This window comes from Serratia sp. DD3 (assembly GCF_000496755.2).
The window spans coordinates 24641-42822 of the sequence record NZ_AYKS02000058.1; the positions used below are offsets into that span (position 1 = coordinate 24641).

7 protein-coding genes are annotated in these 18182 nt (G+C 53.4%); 5 read left to right on the top strand and 2 right to left on the bottom strand.

Annotated features, from left to right (window positions below):
* Positions 1-9: 9 nt before the first annotated feature.
* From IO95_RS10715 to IO95_RS10725, 3 genes are all read left to right on the top strand, one after another.
* Positions 10-852 (top strand): A24 family peptidase, encoded by an 843-nt coding sequence (locus IO95_RS10715; RefSeq protein ID WP_023489907.1) that lies wholly within the window; start codon positions 10-12, stop codon positions 850-852.
* An 85-nt stretch (positions 853-937) separates the two neighbouring features.
* Positions 938-2137: an MFS transporter gene (locus IO95_RS10720; protein ID WP_023489908.1), complete on the top strand. Its 1200-nt coding sequence runs from the start codon at positions 938-940 to the stop codon at positions 2135-2137.
* Positions 2138-2150: 13 nt separating this feature from the next.
* Positions 2151-2981, top strand: a complete 831-nt coding sequence (locus IO95_RS10725; protein WP_023489909.1) for a hypothetical protein — start codon at positions 2151-2153, stop codon at positions 2979-2981.
* 137 nt (positions 2982-3118) lie between these two features.
* Here the strand turns inward: IO95_RS10725 and IO95_RS10730 are convergent, their stop codons facing one another.
* Together IO95_RS10730 and IO95_RS10735 are read right to left on the bottom strand one after the other, a co-directional pair.
* Positions 3119-4936: a hypothetical protein gene (locus IO95_RS10730; RefSeq protein WP_023489910.1), complete on the bottom strand. Its 1818-nt coding sequence runs from the start codon at positions 4934-4936 to the stop codon at positions 3119-3121.
* On the bottom strand, positions 4936-6000 hold the full coding sequence (locus IO95_RS10735; RefSeq protein ID WP_023489911.1) for an AAA family ATPase: 1065 nt from the start codon (positions 5998-6000) through the stop codon (positions 4936-4938). Before IO95_RS10735 ends, IO95_RS10730 begins: the two co-directional genes overlap by 1 nt.
* A gap of 459 nt (positions 6001-6459) precedes the next feature.
* On the opposite strand from IO95_RS10735, the gene IO95_RS10740 reads away from it, so the two are divergent.
* Together IO95_RS10740 and IO95_RS10745 are read left to right on the top strand one after the other, a co-directional pair.
* Positions 6460-8106 carry a ShlB/FhaC/HecB family hemolysin secretion/activation protein gene (locus tag IO95_RS10740; protein WP_037385269.1) on the top strand — a complete coding sequence of 549 codons (1647 nt, stop codon included), beginning with the start codon at positions 6460-6462 and terminating at the stop codon, positions 8104-8106.
* A 21-nt stretch (positions 8107-8127) separates the two neighbouring features.
* The gene (locus IO95_RS10745) at positions 8128-18180 is read left to right on the top strand and encodes a hemagglutinin repeat-containing protein (protein WP_051791190.1); all 10053 of its coding nucleotides are present in this window, start codon (positions 8128-8130) and stop codon (positions 18178-18180) included.
* Positions 18181-18182: the final 2 nt, after the last annotated feature.

Genomic DNA, 18182 nt, shown 5'->3' on the forward strand with positions numbered 1-18182 from the left:
GGAGGTTTTGTGAGTTTATTGCTAAGTTTTACTGTCGCCTACCCTCTCATTGGGTTAGGTATTGCCGGCTTATTCGGGGCCATTGTCGGTAGTTTTCTCAATGTGGTGATTCACCGTCTGCCCGTGATGTTGGAAAAGCGCTGGCAACATGAAGCTCTGTTTCACCTGTCACAACCATTGCCTGAACCAGAGCCACGTTTTGACCTGTTATTACCGCGTTCTTGTTGCCCCCATTGTCAGCAGCCGATTGCCGCCAGAGACAATATCCCGGTGCTGAGTTTTTTGCTGTTAAAGGGCAAAGCCCGTTGCTGTGGCGTACCTATTCCAAAACGTTACCTGCTGGTTGAAGTGACAACAGCAATACTGTTTGTGCTGGCAGCCACAGTGTTCCCGGTGGGAGCCCCGTTGCTCGGCAGTTGGATATTTCTCTCTTTCTTGCTGGTGCTGGCGGTGATTGACCATCATGTGCAACTGCTGCCAGATGCCCTGACGCTGCCGCTGCTGTGGGTCGGGCTGTTGTTCAATCTTCAAGGTCACTTTGTCTCACTAGAGCAAGCGACAATAGGTGCCATGGCGGGTTATGGTTGCCTGTGGTCACTCTTTTGGCTATTCAAGTTACTCACCGGTAAAGAGGCGCTCGGTTACGGTGATTTCAAATTACTGGCGGCATTAGGAGCTTGGTTGGGCTGGCAAGCCTTACCTCATGTGCTTTTACTGGCTGCAGCCAGTGGGCTACTGTTTACCCTGGTGCAACGCGGGCTGACAAAACAAGATCTGAATCAGCCCCTGGCATTCGGCCCTTGGCTCGCTTTAGCAGGAGCGGTGAATATGTTATTACTCTCTGGCTTTTAGACCATATAAACCACGGCCGAGTCACTGAACAGGATTTATCAGCAAACGGCTGGTACTATTCACACCGATCTGGATAAAAACAGCCATGAATGCTGAAACCGTATTATCCATCAGGCAACAGAATAACAATATTATCCGCCTGGCAACGGCTCAGGCGCTTGCAGGGGCTAACGCGGTGGTTTTTTTCGCCACTGGCGCCATTGTTGGTAGCGAGATAGCCCCAGACACCAGGCTAGCCACACTGCCCATTACGGTATTTGTACTGGGGATGGCGGCCTGTATTTTGCCGTTGGGGGCACTGGCCAGGAAACATGGGCGAAAAGCCGCTTTTATCACCGGGACGGGCACCGGCATATTGACCGGCCTGACCGCCGCGCTAGCGGTAGTCATGAGCTCGTTTTTGCTGTTTTGCCTTGCCGCCTTTATGGGGGGCGCTTACGCGGCGGTGGCGCTGTCATTTCGCTTTGCCGCAACGGATGGTGTTAGCAAAGAACGCCGGGCTCGCGCACTTTCTCTGGTCATGGGGGGCGGTGTTGTCGCCGGTGTTATCGGCCCGACGTTAGTCACCAGCACCATGAATCTCTGGCCACCTCATACCTTCGCTATTACCTTTATCGCCCAGTCCGTGGTGGCTGCTCTCTCGGCGCTGGTGCTGCTTGGCGTAAAATCACCTAAACCCGTAGTGGCAAACAAAGCAGGTGGTCGCTCTTTGCGAGAGATTGTTCGGCAGCCTGGGTTTTCCCGTACGGTATTCAGTGGTGCTGTGGCCTATATGGTGATGAATTTCCTGATGACTGCCGCCCCCCTTTCCATGCACATGCATGGCATTTCGCAGCAAGCAGCAAACCTGGGGATCCAGTGGCACGTTATTGCCATGTATGGGCCGGGCTTCTTTACCGGTAAGCTCATCAACCGCTTTGGCGCGACACCTATCGCTGCGGTGGGGTTACTCATTACCGGCTTGTCGATTATGGTTGGCCTTGCTGGCACAGAGATCATGCATTATTGGCTGTCACTGATCCTACTGGGCCTTGGCTGGAACTTCGGTTTTACTGGCGCATCCACACAGATTGTCGACTATCACCGCCCGGAAGAGAAAACGCAGGTCCAATCATTGAATGACTTTATCGTGTTTGGCGTGATGATTATCGGCTCCTTTTCTTCCGGCGTTCTGCTGAATATCTTCGGCTGGCATGCGGTACTTTGGGGGGCGTTGGTGCCAGTATTAGTGGCTTTTATCGCGTTGCTGAGGCCTTCTCGCCAGATAGCTTCGGAGCCAACATAAATTGAGGGATAAAATGCAACCAGTGACCGAACGTGTTTCTACAAGGCGTAACCCATCATCCGTTATGGCATGGTTGAAATCAGGCCTATGCGGGCTCTTGGTGTTGTGGCTGATAGTGGGTGTGGCACCGGTTTATGCCGACGACGAGCCACTAGCCCCCCAATATCAACCTATGGTGCAATCTTTTATTGCTGCGGCAAAAAATAAGGACCACCAAGCCATTGCCAAGCGAATCGCCTACCCTTTGCAGCGGGAATATCCTCTTACAGCAATCAACGATCAGCAGTCGATGTTGGCACGTTTTGATGAAGTCTTTGATAGCACCCTGCTCGACACCATCGCGCAATCCACTACCCAACACGATTGGCAGACCGTGGGATGGCGCGGCATTATGCTGGGTAACGGTAAAGTGTGGATGGATTATGATGGCCAGATTATTGCGGTCAATGCTCAGACAGAACGGGAAGCCAAGTTAATCAGCAAGTTGATCGCTCAGCAAAAAAATACGCTGCACCCCAGCTTAAGGGAATATCAACGTCCCGTGTTGATGTGGCAGACCGAGAAATTCACTATTCGCATCGACCAACTGAATGATGGCAAGTATCGCTATAGCTCCTGGGCCAAGGGAAAACCTGTCAGTGAAAAACCGGATCTGGTACTGAAAAATGGAGAGATAGAGTTCGATGGCAGTGGCGGCAACCACAGTTTCCAATTTAAAAGTGGCCCCTACCAATATGAATGTCAGGTGACCGTGCTAGGCAGCAGTGATAGCCCGCCGGGCGCGTTGATCGTTTATAAAAATGGGACACCGATCGTGAATCAACCCGTGCTTAAAGTCCAATAGCCTGACGGAGAGCCAAGTTCAGGCAAAATATGGGTAAGCAGGCATCAGGGTGGAGGATTCATTAGGTACCGAGCCAGACGAGGGCTGGTCTGGCTTATTTATACTGGGTACACAATCAGGTAGAGCCTCTGATAAGCTTAACGTAATGTAAATACCTCACCACGGGGGATAAACGGTAAACGATGCCCTTCTGGCAACAGCCATGCATGTTCCATCTGGATATCAATATACTGTTCACAGCCGCCATCGGTAATGATCAAGATGGGGCCTTGTGCCGGAAACTCTCCCCGTTTTGACAGTTGGGATAGCAGATTGATACCCGGTTGCAATACCGTGCCCCCTCTCCCCTCTAAAGCAAATCGATATAATAGCTGTTCCGGCATAACCCAGCCTTTGTCGTACGCTTGCGCGTCACAACAGATAAAACGCACTTGCTGTACATCATGAGCAAGGGCATAACTGGCAATGGCACCTAACGCTTTGCCGAGCAGTTGGATATTCATTGAACCAGAAGTATCAAGCAGTACACCAAATACACGTGACAAGCGCATTTCTTCTGAGGGTTTCGCCAACGAAGGTCGCGGGATATTGGGTGTCGCCGATTGACGGCGTGAAGGATGCGCATAGCTACGGTGGTATTCTAGCGGTGGAAAGTGTTCGTCAAACCATTCAGCCAACCGAACATCCCAAGGGATAGGTGGTTGAGAAAGACTACGAATCTCTTCAATCAATCCAGCTGGCAAGGTTGTGCGTGCAGAACCATACAAACAACGTTCTAACCCTTGGCTTAGAGCGCGGCGACAATATTCTTCAGCATTGGTGAAAATACTACCTTGATCTTCGCCCAAAATATCGCCATCACCCACGTTTCCTCGTAGGGTCACCAGTTTTCTCGCCTTGCGGATATCCTGCGCCAGATGATCATAAATCTCTTCACAGGATGCATTATCAAACTGTGAGTCATAAAGAAGACCCAGGGATGGTGGCGTGCCAATCTGCATCTGCATTAACCAGCCATTAATGGCGAAGTCACAGGCGACGTTCCATAAATAGGGATCACGCCCCCGGCGTCGAGATGCGTGGTTTAATCCGGCATGCAGCAGTTCGTGGGCAAAGACAAACAGACATTCCCCTTGCTTTAACGCCGCTGCGGGATTCATCCATATTTTTTGGGCACCGACATCAATAGCCGCCACACGAATATCATATTGCCCACAAAGCCGAATATCCTCCACCAACTCGAAACCTGCGGCCAACGCCCCCAATAAAGGGTAGGTATCGATTAATTGTCGGCGAGCACGCTGGGCTGGGGTCAGTGTTCGATTTTTATTGTCAGCAGATTGATATCCACCAGCAACCTCTAGCGCCTGCTGTACGCTCTGAGTAATCCCCTCAACAAACAGATCGCCCCAGTTGGTCGAGTGATAACTCCGAGTCTGCGATTGTTCTAATTGGCAATACCAAGAGCTAAGACCACCACAATAGAGATGATGCCACTGATAAAGGATATCAGGACATCCATCAACAACCCATTGACGAAACTGAGCCTCAGTATCCGCGTTAGATTGATCAAGGAGACCAAAGGATTGCAGTTCTTCAGGCAACGGGCTGATTTTTAGTTCATCACAAAACAGGGTGACCGTTTTAAGCGCTGCAAGCTCCCATAACTGTTGCGGCGATCGTTGTTGAACCAAGCCAAAACCCAACGCCACCAACGCTTGAGCAATCATTCTGGCCCATTGCACAGGGGTTAGACGACGCTGAGCATTAAAGTAAAAATGCCCTCGGGGGGAAACGGTTAACCAACCTTTAGAGGAGACATATTGGTGCTTGTCATCAAAGTGGGTATAAACGCTTCGCCACATGGGCATAAACAAGGGGTGGTTACTAATCAGGTTAATACCTGCACGACAAGCCTCAAGCGCCGAATTCTTGTTTTTGCTGCTTTTATCCATCACTTTTTATCACGCACTGCCAGTCTTGGCAGATCTCGAGCGACCTCTAACAGAAACCAAGAGGGAAGTTTTCTGCCCTGTTCATCTTCCGCCATAACAGATTGGGCCATCTCCACACTAATACGGGCCAATGATTTGAGGCGATCTTTTGCCTGCATGGCCAACTGACGGTGTTCACTTTTCAAGGTGCTATCATTGGCAGGCAGTTCTTTATATAGATAAGAGCGGAAAGACTGCGCCAAGAAGTAAAGGATATCTCTGTCGCCAGGTTCCGCAGGCCAGGATGCATCCCCTTTAATAATGGCGACCACGGTGTATTTCTGGCGAATTTGCTTAATGAAACCTTTAAAGTTCACCGCATGATTGGGTGAAAGTAAACCATATGCCAGCGCTTCCAGCATCTGATCATCAATATCTTCACCAAAGGAATGCAAAGCATCAGACAGCATGTGCCAGCTACGTGGGGTGGAGAAGGGTTCTTCATGTTTTGGCGGTTCATTCCAGAGCTGGTCCGGCCTTAGCTGAATATATTCAACCACCCACGGATGGATACCCGTCTCGTTGATTGCCCAATTCAACCACTGGCGGTGGTCAGCGCGTAGATGGATATGCACCATGCGGTTAATCAGTGCCGATGGCATCGGCTTGACGATCGCCCCATCTTTAGCACGGTTACCTGCACCAATCACAATCGTGCCAGCAGGAAGGTGATATTCGCCAACGCGTTTTTCAAGAATAAGGGAATAAAATGCCTTTTGGATCTCATGAGATGATGCATTCAACTCGTCGAGAAACAGGACGAAAGGTTCAGATCGTACAATATTGGCTGGTGGATAAAACCGTGAGCATTGACCATCGATTTGCGGTATCCCCAGCAAATCCTCTGGGGCGAGTTGACTTCCCAACAGTGAGACACACTCCATGCCGACTTCGCTGGCAAAACGCTGTATCAAGGCACTTTTGCCAATACCTGGCGCTCCCCATAAAAACACTGGGCGAATGGTGCCAACGTTGAGCAAAAAGTCAAAAGCCTGAGCAGGAGAGAGTTGAACGGAAGAAAGCATTAATTGGTATCCCGATAACTATACTCTTCATACTTGTATACCGAGTATAAAAGTGAATGAAATATCATCATGATACCAAACTTGCGGCTAACACTGCACTGTATAACCCATCGCGGAGTTACCCATCACCGGCTTAGGGTTCCCCTCACTAGATAACTGCTAAGCCAACTTATATTTACCCGTGGAATCGCGCGGCCTGATACCCCCCTTAACCTGCTCCCTCCCGCAAACAACCTTTTTGAATACTATCACTCATAAAATCGGCTGATAACCACAGTATCACTCATAACCGCAGCATATTTATCTAATCTCAAGGCAGAATAGTGATTGCAAACTGACCGTTTGTTAAATATTATTCGCCCAAAATTTTATTGACTAATAAATATTACGATTTTCGACAAGGATTGTTTGATGTTGTTTTTCCGTTGTATTCACCAGGTATGTGGTCGTCCTTATGGGATGGCTTTTTTGCTACTCACGCTGGCTTCTTCTACAACTGCAGCAGCCCCGCTTAGCCCGGCAGATCGCGACACCATTCAGCAACAGCAACGCGACCTGCTGCAACAGAACCAGCAGCAACGCCAACAACTGCAACGCAGCCTGACCCCCACCCTACCCGCTGCACCCCCGGTATCCGCCAGTGGTGGCCCTTGTTTCACCATTAATCGCATCCAGCTTGAAGGGGCGACTCATCTGCCTGCCAATACCCGGCAAACGCTCACGCAGCCCTATCTGCAGCGTTGCCTGAACCTGGCGCAGATCCAGACACTGGTCCAGCAAGTCTCCGACTGGTATATCGCCCGGGGTTACGTCACCAGCCGTGCGTTCCTCACCGAGCAGGATTTATCCCAGGGGCAACTGAAACTGCTGGTTCTGGAGGGGCAACTAGAGAAGATCCTGCTGGATAAAAAAGACAGCCGTATGCTGAGAATGGCGTTCCCTGGTCTGCCGGGTAACATCCTCAACCTGCGTGATATCGAACAGGGTATGGAGCAGATCAACCGCTTGCGCCAGCAACCGGTCAAAATTGAAATCCTGCCTGGCAGCCAGCCCGGCTATTCCGTGGTAAACCTGAGCGCCACCCCCGAATTCCCACTCATGCTGGGGCTAGGGTTTGACAATAGCGGCCAGAAAAGCACCGGTACCGGGCAGATCAACGGCTCACTGACAGGCAATAACTTGTTAGGGCTAGCAGATCAGTGGTTTGTCTCTGGTTCACGCAGCAGTGATTTTGCCAACGACCACAACGCACGTAGCGTCCAGACTGGCGTTAACCTGCCTTATGGGTACTGGCTGGCGGATTACAATTACTCTTACAGCGACTATCTCTCGACCATCAATAATCGCGGTTTTGACTGGCAATCCACCGGAGACAGTCAAACTCATCGCTTTAATCTGTCACGGGTCGTGTTCCGTAACAGCGAAATAAAAACCGGCCTGGCGCTGGGGCTGACACACCGCATCAACCGCAACTATCTCAATGACAGCCTGCTGGAGAGCAGCAGCCGCAAACTCACCAGCCTGTCATTCGGGGCAGCACACAGCCAGAAACTGTGGGGGGGCTTTGCTACCCTCAACCCCACCTATAGCCATGGCGTGCCCTGGCTGGGGGCAGAAAATGACCGAGGTAAGAGTCACGACGCCCCGAGAGCCGAATTCGACAAGTTCTCACTGTCCAGCAGCTATTACCTGCCGCTGGCACAAGAGGTGAACTATCTCACCAGCGTTTATGGCCAATGGTCGCCAGACCGTTTATACGGCAGTGAACGCCTGACGATTGGTGGAGAAAGCTCGGTACGGGGCTTCAAGGAACAGTATCTCTCCGGCGATAACGGTGGTTACTGGCGTAACGAACTGAACTGGTCCCCTTTCCGCCTGCCCTATCTGGGGAATATCACCCTGTTGGCTGCCGTCGATGGCGGTTACCTGCGCCATGATTCAGCCGATAGTTTTGCCTCCGGCACCTTGTGGGGCGGTGCCATCGGGCTGGGCAGCCGCAACCGCTATTTTGCCAGCCAACTGACCGTCGGTTGGCCATTGGCCCACCCGGACTGGCTGGAGCCAGACCGGGTTTCTGTTTATTACCGTATCAACATTGTTCTTTAATTTACCAGGAAGGTTATTGTTATGAGTCAGTCAACGGATCGTCCTCTTCATGCCGCACAACGTTGGCTGAGTTATACCCTTTGTACCGTTCTGGTCTGGCAACCGGTGTTACCCGCGTTTGCTAACGGCGTGAACGTCACCGAGGGCAACACCCACCTTGACCAGGCGGCCAATGGCGTGCCGGTGGTCAATATTGCCACCCCCAATCAGGCGGGCATTTCCCATAATAAATACAACGAATTTAACGTCGGGAAAGAGGGACTGATCCTTAACAACGCCACCGGGCAATTAAATCAAAGCCAACTGGGTGGTTTAATCCAGAACAACCCTAATCTGCAAGCCGGGAAAGAGGCGCAAGGCATCATTAACGAAGTGGTGGCCCCTAACCGTTCGCAACTGCAAGGCTACGTAGAAGTTGCAGGTAAACAGGCCAATGTGATGGTCGCCAACCCTTATGGTATTACTTGTGATGGTTGTGGCTTTATCAATACCCCAGAGGCCACCTTGACCACCGGCAAACCGGTGCTGGGCGCGGATGGCAAATTGCAGGCCTTGGAAGTCACCCAAGGCACCATCACCATCCAAGGCCAGGGGTTAAATGCCAGCCAGAGTGAAAAATTTGCGCTAATTGCCCGCGCTACCGAAATCAACGCCCAACTGCATGCCAAAGAGGCCAATATTACCCTCGGTGCCAACCGGGTGGATGCCCAGGGCAATGTCACCCCGATAGCCGGCCAGGGCGAGGTGCCGAAAGTCGCCATTGATACCAGTGCATTGGGGGGCATGTATGCCAACCGTATCCACTTGGTCTCCAGTGAAACCGGCGTCGGCGTTAACCTGGGTAACCTCAATGCCCGTGAAGGGGATATCCGCCTGGATGCCAATGGCAAGCTGACGCTCAATAATTCGCTGGCACAGGGTAATCTCGCTGTCAACGCGACCGAAGTGGCCCTGAGCGGTAACCACCAGGCTGGGCAAAATATCACGGTGAACAGCCAGGGCCAGTTAGCTCTGAGCAACACCGCCGTGAAAGCCGGTCAGCAGATCACACTTAACGGCGGGGCGTTGGCACTGGATCACACTGCGCTCAGCGCGGCTCAAGACATTCGGTTAAACACCACGGGCCAACTGCGCGCCGCTAACTCGACCCTGCTGGCTGGCACAGATGCAGAAGGCAACTTGACTGCCACCCAGACATTGGCGGTAAACGCCGGTGAGCAACAATGGCTCAACAGCCAACTCGGGGCTGGGACCGTGATTGCCGAAGCCCAGCGTGATGTGATGCTGGATGCGGGTTCCCAACTGACCGGGTTGAACGGCGTCGCATTACAGGGTGGGCTGCTCAATCTGGCAGGTAAAGCCAGCTCCGGCGGGGATTTCACCCTGCAGGGCACCCATCTGCAAAGCACAACCAGCAGCGTACTCAGCGCACAACAGGATATCCATTTCACCTTCAGCGGCAATGCGGATTGGCAAGGACAACTGACCGCAGGACGCGATCTGGCGTTACAGGCCGATAGCCTGAATAACGCAGGCCAACTGGCCGCCAACCGCAATAGCCAGATAACAGCACAGACGCTGAATAACAGCGGGCTGATACAGGCGCAGGGTGAACAGACGCTGAACATGGGGCAACTCGACAACAGTGGGCAACTGCAATCAGCAGGAGCTTTGAAGTTGCATGCTGATACGGTTAATAATCGTGGCCTGATCGGCTCGCAGCAAGAACTGACCCTACTGGTGCAGGACCGGCTGGACGTGAGCGGTTCACTGTATGCCGAAGGTCCGCTGAACGTGCGTGCCGACCAGTTCCTGCTAGCAGGGCGCACGACCGGGGTTCAGGGGATCGAGGTTATCGGTAACCTGCAGACCACAACGGACTCGGCGTTACTGAGTGCTGGCGATATCAATCTGCAAGGGGATACATTTCTGCTGAATGGATTGCTGTCCAGTGACCGTACTTTGACCATCACAGGAAAGCAGATCACCACGGGGGAGCGTGCACAGAGTCAAGCCAAAGATGCCATGGTTCTGACGGCGACAGAGAGTGCTCAACTTGCCGGGGTGTTCACCACCCTGGGGGATTTAGTGTTCAGCGCTACCCAGGCCGAAAACCGTGCTGACATTGCTGCCAACAATATTGACTGGCGCAGTGATAGCTTGAACCAACAAGGCCGAATTCAGGCTGACCAGAGATTAACGCTGGGAGTTAACCAACTGGCTCAACAAGGTTCATTGCAAGCAGGCCAACAGCTTACCCTGCGCGGTGACACCTTGACTAACAGCGGGTTTATCGGTGCATCGCAGCTTGACCTGGCGTTAACCCGCAGCCTGGATAACCGCGGTTCGCTTGTCGCCAGCGAAGGATTGATGCTGGGTGTGCCCTCACTGAACAACAGTGGCACCCTGGCTGCGAATACGCTGGCATTAAACACCCAGAGCCTGGATAACCGCGGACTGATACAGGCCAGTGACCATGCCGATATTGAGGCACAAACACTGATAAACCGCCTCGACGGGCGTTTACTGGCCGGGGAAACCCTGGCCTTGCGCACCGGGCAACTGAACAACGCCGGCAAACTACAGGCTACTGACCTGAATGTGGGCACACAAACCTGGCACAATACCGGCAGCGTATTGGGCATCGATAGCCTGACTGCCCAGGTGAGCCAAGATCTCGATAACGGCGGGCAATTGCTGAGCCAGGGGCCGATTGCGCTGAATGCGGCATCACTGACCAATAGCGGAAAAATCCTCGGCGAGGGTCAGCTCACGGTCAATACGCAGCAATTGATCAACTCGGGGGAGGCACAAGGCAACAGCACCCAGTTGAACACCAATCAACTGACCAACAGCGGCAATCTGATTGGCGTGGAACGGTTGGTATTGCAACTGCAACAGGATCTGAACAACGCCGCCGGCGGTCAGTTACTGAGTGGGGGGGCACTGCAGATCAACGCGGCCGCGGTGAGCAATGCCGGGCTGTGGCAAGGCGAACAGATTATCCTGGCGGCGCAGCAACTGGACAATACCGGCACGCTGCAGGCGAGTAAACATCTCCAACTGGATCTGAGCGGCAATCTCTCCAGTGGGGTGGGGAGCCAGATGGTCACCCAGGGTGACGCGGAGTTTAACGGGCTGGCGTTGGTTAACCAGGGCCACTGGCAAGCGGCCAATCTGTCGCTGACAGGAACTTCACTGTTCAACAGCGGTGTGATAACCGGGGTTAATCAGCTCACGGGCGAGATCAACGGCGATATCACCCAACAGGCAGGTGGGCAGATACTGAGCAACGGCACGGTCACCCTGAATGCCGCACACCTGGATAACGCGGGGCGAATCCAGGCCGGAACCCTGGCCTTGCACGCGGTGGACCTCACCAACGCCGGACTCGTACTGGCACAGGCATCGCTCAATGCCCAACTCAGTGGGGTTTTCCGTAACCTGGCCACCGGCGATCTGCGTAGCCAAAGTGTGTTGCAGTTAAATGCGGCGGGGCTGGATAACGCGGGCGCTATCCAGAGTGTGGGGAACAGTACGCTGGTACTGACCAGCCCAATGCTCAATGCAGGCAAACTGGTGGTGGGCGGTACCTTGGATCTGCACGCACCCAGCCTGAATAACAGCGGTTGGTTACAGGCGGGCAATCTCCACTTTAACGGCAATCAACTGGATAACACCGGTACGTTGATCGCCGCAGGCAACAGTGGGCTAACGCTCAATACGTTTAACAACCAGGGCACGGTACAGGGCGAGAGCCTGCAACTGAACATCGGTAGCCTGAACAACACCGGCACCTTGCTGGCCACCCGGCAGTTGACGGTGCAGGCGCAACAGGTAGAAAACCTGCAGAGTGGCAAGCTGTTCAGCGCAGGCGACCTGACGTTGGTAAGCGGTGCGCTCAGTCAGTTCGGGCAACTGGTGGCGCTGGGCAATATTGCCCTGACACTCAATAACGATTTTGCGCAACAAGGTACCTTAGCGGCCGGGAACACATTAAGCCTCAACACGCTGGGCAATATCACGCTAACCGGTACCACACAGGGCCAAAGTCTGGCGATCCGTAGTGGTGGGCTGTTCACCAATGCCGGCACACTGCGCGGGGGAGACGGTGATGTGCGGATTGATGCTGCAGATATCACACAAAACGCAGGTGCCAGCCTGCAATCAGGTGGCTCGGTCCAACTGTTCAGTGGCAGCGCCATCAACAACCACGGTTTTATCGGCACCGCAGGTGATCTACTGCTGAGTGCCGTGAGCCAACTGTTCAACAGCGGCATGCTCTACAGCGGCGGCAATATGCACCTGCTAGCAGACCGCATCGCCAACCAGTACGGCGATATTCTGGCCAGTGACAGCCTGTGGATGCAGCGCGATACGGCAGGCAATGCCAACAGCGAAATCGTCAACAGTTCCGGCACCATTGAAACCGAAAATGGTGATATCACCCTTAACACCGTACATTTATTAAATCAGCGCGATGGCCTCACGGTAAACTCTACTTACACCGAATACTTGTCTTCCGACCAGCCTTATATCGACGTGTATCTCGTTAATATGGATGTTAATGACCTAGGGTTCTTGGCATGGGAGCATAGCGTCGGAGGAGACAATGGGTTTGACGTGACTGGCTTCAGGCTGGTTTTTAACAAACTGCAAGATGAAAAAAAACTTCTTGTGAGTGAGTCGGAAATTAGTGTCAGCGCCAGTGGCGGCGCAGCCCGTATTGCCTCGGGTCGAGATATGCACGTTTATGCCAACACGTTGGACAACAATGCCAGCGAACTCTTGGCAAATAGGGCGATGTCACTGCAGGGTGAAACGCTGAATAATACGTCAACCGTAGCTGGGAAACAGTCTGTCTATCAAGTCTATCGCTATCAATGTGAAATATTCCTCTGCCCTGGTCTTGGTTTGGAATTTGGTACTCATGTGGATGGATATGCAATAAATTATGCAAATGTCATTCGGTCGGATCAATACGCCGAGGATAGATATGCACGTTATTTTCTGGCTGATGCTCCGATTTATGAAAATAGCACGGACGACGGCATTTATCGTGCAGTGATCCAAGCCGCTGGCACCGTGAGCGCCAATTTCACCAACGATATCAGCAACACCACGGTGACCGCCAATGCAGGTAGTCTCAACCATACACTGACAAAGCCGACGCTCGATAACCTGCAACAACCGGACAACGTAGAAGGCACTCAAGCACAGGCACTGGACAATGACCAAAGCGTTTCCGTGGGCACCCCAGCTTGGAAAGACAGCCTGCAGAGTGCACTGAGTACCCTGGGCAATACGGCCGCCGACCTGGCGGATTACCCGTTACCTAACGGCAATAATGGCCGCTTTGTGCCGAACCCGGATCCAAACAGTCCCTATCTGATCACCACCAATCCGAAACTGAACGGCCTGGGGCAACTTGACGACAGCCTGTTTGATGCACTGTATACGCAACTCGGCCAACAACCCGGTCGCGCACCACAGGAAAACGACAGCCGTTACACCAACGAAACACAGTTTATCGGCTCGGCCTATTTCCTTGATCGTCTTAATTTAAACCCGGACTACGACTATCGCTTCTTGGGTGACGCGGCTTTCGATACCCGCTATATCAGCAACGCCCTGCTGCACCAGACAGGGCAACGGTATATCAACGGTGTCGGTTCCGATCTGGAACAGATGCAATACCTGATAGACAACGCCGTACAGGCACAAACCGGACTGGGTTTACAGTTCGGTGTCAGTCTGACCACTGAGCAGGTGGCGGCACTGGACAAGAGCATTGTTTGGTGGGAGCCCGTGACCATTAACGGCCAAACGGTGCTGGCCCCTAAACTGTATCTGTCGAGCAAGGATACGCTGGTCCTGAATGGCAGTGTGATCAGCGGTAACCAGGTGAATCTGAAAGCGGGCAGCCTGACCAACAATGGCAGCACGATCCAGGGCGGCGAACGCCTGAGTGTCACCAGCCAAGGCGCGATCAACAACCTCAATGGTGGCTTGCTGAATGCAGCAGGCACCCTGCAACTGACTGCCATCGGTGATATCAGCAATATCGGCTCCACCATCAGTGGTAACCGGGTGGCACTGGAAAGTCTGGATGGCAGCATCATCAACCAGACACAGACCCGCCAATGGGAAGCGCAAGGCTCATCGGGGGGATGGCTGTCAAAGAGCCTGTCCCTGTCGCACACGGAAGTGGGGGATATTGGCACTATTCGGGCTGGGGACTCGTTAACCCTGAACGCCGGGAACAATATCGATATTCAAGGGGCGAAAGTTATCTCCGATGGCACAATGGCGTTATCCGCGGGTAACGATATCAACATTTTGTCAAACACCACCTACGATGCCGATAAACAAAAATATGGGCGAAAGGTAACAGAAAGCGAAGTTTATGGTAGCCAAGGCAGTGAAATCCGCGCAGAAGGAGCGTTAACGGTCAAAGCTGGGCAGGATGTCAATGTAAAAGGTAGTCAGATAGGTAGCGAGAGCGATGTCACGGTACAGGCGGGACGGGACATCAACCTGCAAACGCAGGAAACGAGCACCCGGCAGAGAAACAACGGTGACGAACAGCGCAGCAACAGTGCGACAGGTACGTTGTTGACCAGCGGTGGTGACCTGACGCTAAGCGCCGGACGGGATATGAACGCGCAGGCGGCAGGGATGGTGGCTGATAACGACGTCACGCTGAGCGCAGTACGTGATGTCAACCTCACCACCCAACAAACCAGCGAGTACAGTGAGAGTATCAGTGGTCGGCGGCAGCAGGTGGATGAATCTATTCGCCAGCAGAGCACCGAAATTGCCAGTGGCGGTAATACCACCATTATTGCTGGGCGGGATATCAACAGCCAGGCGGCCCAAGTTAACTCGCAAGGTGACATAGGCGTGGTTGCCGGACGAGACATCAATCTTGATACAGCTACGGAGAGTGACTATCACTTCTTCGAAGAAACCAAAACCAAGAAAGGCGCCCTGTCAAAGACCACCACCCATTCGGTGCAGGAAGATTACGCCACACAAGAAAAAGGCTCCCTGCTCAGTGGCAACAACGTTTCCCTGTCTGCCGGTAACGATTTGACCGTGAAAGGCTCGACGGTGGTGGGCGACGGCCTGGTCAACCTGCAGGCTGGCAACAATGTTGAGATTGTGGCGGCCACCGAGGAGCAATCCAGCTACCGGTTGGATGAGAAGAAAAAGAGCGGCCTCTACAGCGGTGGGGGGATTGGTTTCACCATTGGCAGCACCTCGTCGCGCCATCAGGTCAACGAAGAGGGCACCACCCAGAGCCAGAGTGTGAGCACCATCGGTTCGACGGGTGGTGATGTGAACATCATCGCCGGTGGCAAGGTACATATTGGTGGGGCGGATGTACTTGCCAACCAGGACCTGTCGGTCACGGGTGATAGTGTACAGATTGACCCAGGGCACGACCTCTACCGCCGAGATGAATCTTTTGAGAGCAAAAGCAGTGGGTTGACTATCGCGCTGTCCGGTGCAGCCGGGAGTGCCATCAACTCGGCAGTCACCACCGCCCAGCAGGCCAATAAAGAGACCGATAACCGCCTGGCTGCGCTGCAAAATACCAAAGCGGCCCTGTATGGCGTACAAGCAGGGCAAGCTGTCGCCCAGGCAAGCGCCGCTGGCGGGGATGCCAGCAACACCGTGGGGATCAGCATCTCCGTGGGAAGCCAAAAATCGTCTTCAGAGTCCCATACGCAAGCCGATACTGTCACCGGTTCAGTTCTTACGGCGGGTAATAACCTTTCCATCACCGCCACCGGTAAAGGCAACGGTGCTGGCAGTGGTGATATTGTGGTGGTCGGCAGCCAACTGAAAGCCGGTGGTGATACCACACTGGATGCGCAGCGTGATTTACTGCTGCTTGGGGCTGCCAATACGCAAAAAACGGACGGCAAAAACAGCAGTAGCGGTGGCAACATCGGTGTCAGCCTGGGGGTTGGCGGTTCAGGGGGCGGTCTAAGCGTCTTCGCCAACGCCAACAAGAGCCAGGGTAGCGAGCACGGTGACGGCACCTACTGGAGTGAAACTCTGGTGGACAGTGGCGGCACGCTCTCATTGCACAGTGGCCGCGATACGGCCCTGGTGGGCGCACAGGCCAGCGGTGAAACGGTGAAGGTAGATGCGGAGCGTAACCTGACACTGCAAAGCCAGCAGGACAGTGACCGCTACGATGCAAAGCAGACCAGTGTCAGTGGTGGGGTCAGTGTTGCGGTGATTGGCGGTGGCGGCTCCGCCAACCTGAGTATGAGCCGTGACAAGGTGCACAGTAACTACGATGCGGTGCAGGAGCAGACGGGGATTTATGCGGGTAACGGTGGCTTTGATATTACGGTGGGTGAACATACCCAGTTGAACGGCGCCGTTATCAGCTCAACCGCCAATGCTGACAAGAACTTGCTGGATACCGGCACGCTGGGCTTTGGGAATATCGAGAACAAAGCCGAGTACGAGGTTGAGCACCAGAGTGTGGGTATCAGCTCTGGCGGCCCCATCGGCTCACAGTTCGCTGGGAATATGGCCAACGGATTGTTGACCGGGGTCAATGGCAGCGGCAGCGCCAGTTCAACCACGCAGTCGGCAATCAGTGACGGTACTATCACCATCCGTGATAAAGACAACCAGACGCAGAATGTCGACGATCTCAGTCGGGATATCGCCAACGCCAATCCGGGGCTGGATCCGATATTTGACAAAGAAAAAGAGCAGAACCGGTTAAGGGAAGCCCAGCTTATTGGGGAAATTGGTGGACAGGCGGCGGATATCGCCCGAACCCAAGGTCAAATCCTGGCCAACAGCGCCGGTAAAGCCGAACTGGAACAAAAAGGCATCAAGGCACCGGGTAAGGATGCGACACCGGAAGAGTTGGCGGCATACAACAAATTACTGACCAATACGTCTGCCTATAAAACCACTGAAGCCCAATGGGGCACCGGGAGTGCTATCCAACAAGGTATTCAGGCGGCGACAGCAGCAGTGCAAGGGCTGGCTGGGGGGAATCTGGCTCAAGCTCTGACAGGGGCAGCGGCACCGTATCTGGCCGAGGTTATCAAGCAATATGCGCCCGACGAAGCCAGCCGAACTATAGCACATGCGGTATTAGGGGCGGTGGTTGCACAAGCCAGTGGTAACAATGGTCTGGCAGGGGCAGCGGGTGCGGCTACGACGGTATTGATTGGGGAAAGCCTCAAGAAATCACTGTACGGCGATATTCCTGTTAGCCAACTGAGCGAAGAGCAGAAGCAAACACTGGTTGCGCTGGGAAGTCTGGCGGCGGGTCTGGTTGGCGGGTTGGCCAGTGGTGATACCTCAGGCGCGATGACTGGAGCCCAGGCAGGCAAGAACGAACTCAGCAATAATATGGCTGGTGCTGGCATGTTATCGCAGATGCTGGCCCAGGAAACACTGAACTCGGCAGCGATGGCCGAAGCCGGTAAAGGTGGCGCTAATGAACAAGCTGCCTTGGCGCTGACGAAGAAAGTGAAAGAAGGGTTAGACGCTGTTTGCCTGGCAAATAACGTCTGTGTGCTGATGGCGATAGTTGCAGCGCAAAATCAATCAGACTCGAACGCTAGTCAGAATCCGAATATCGGTAAAGATCTGACAGATGAGCAGAAGAAAGATCTGGGCGGTACGGGGTCAGGGACACCAGGTGGGCATGGGCCGGAAGATGAGGAGGCAGGACGAAATAGTAACTCTTCATCAGACCCTAAAAGTAGGGGGCAGCATGAAGAATATGTGGACTCATTACGTGCATCGATGGAAAAGCCAAATGTTAAAGATGAGAATCTTAAGAACATAATTGATGACTTATACCGACCGAATGCCAAAGTTGGCAGTGGAAGTACAGCGGATGCTGTGCGCTACGAATTAGCTACTGGAGAAAAAGTTGGTGGTAGAGGGCACGTTGAAAAGGCCCAAACATATTCCAAGGCATTGCAGGATTGGCTAAATAAGAATCCTCAAGCTTCTTCAAGTGATAAAGCTGCGGCAGAAAACGTTCTGAAAGACATGCAAAATGCTCTTAAGGGTAAGTAATA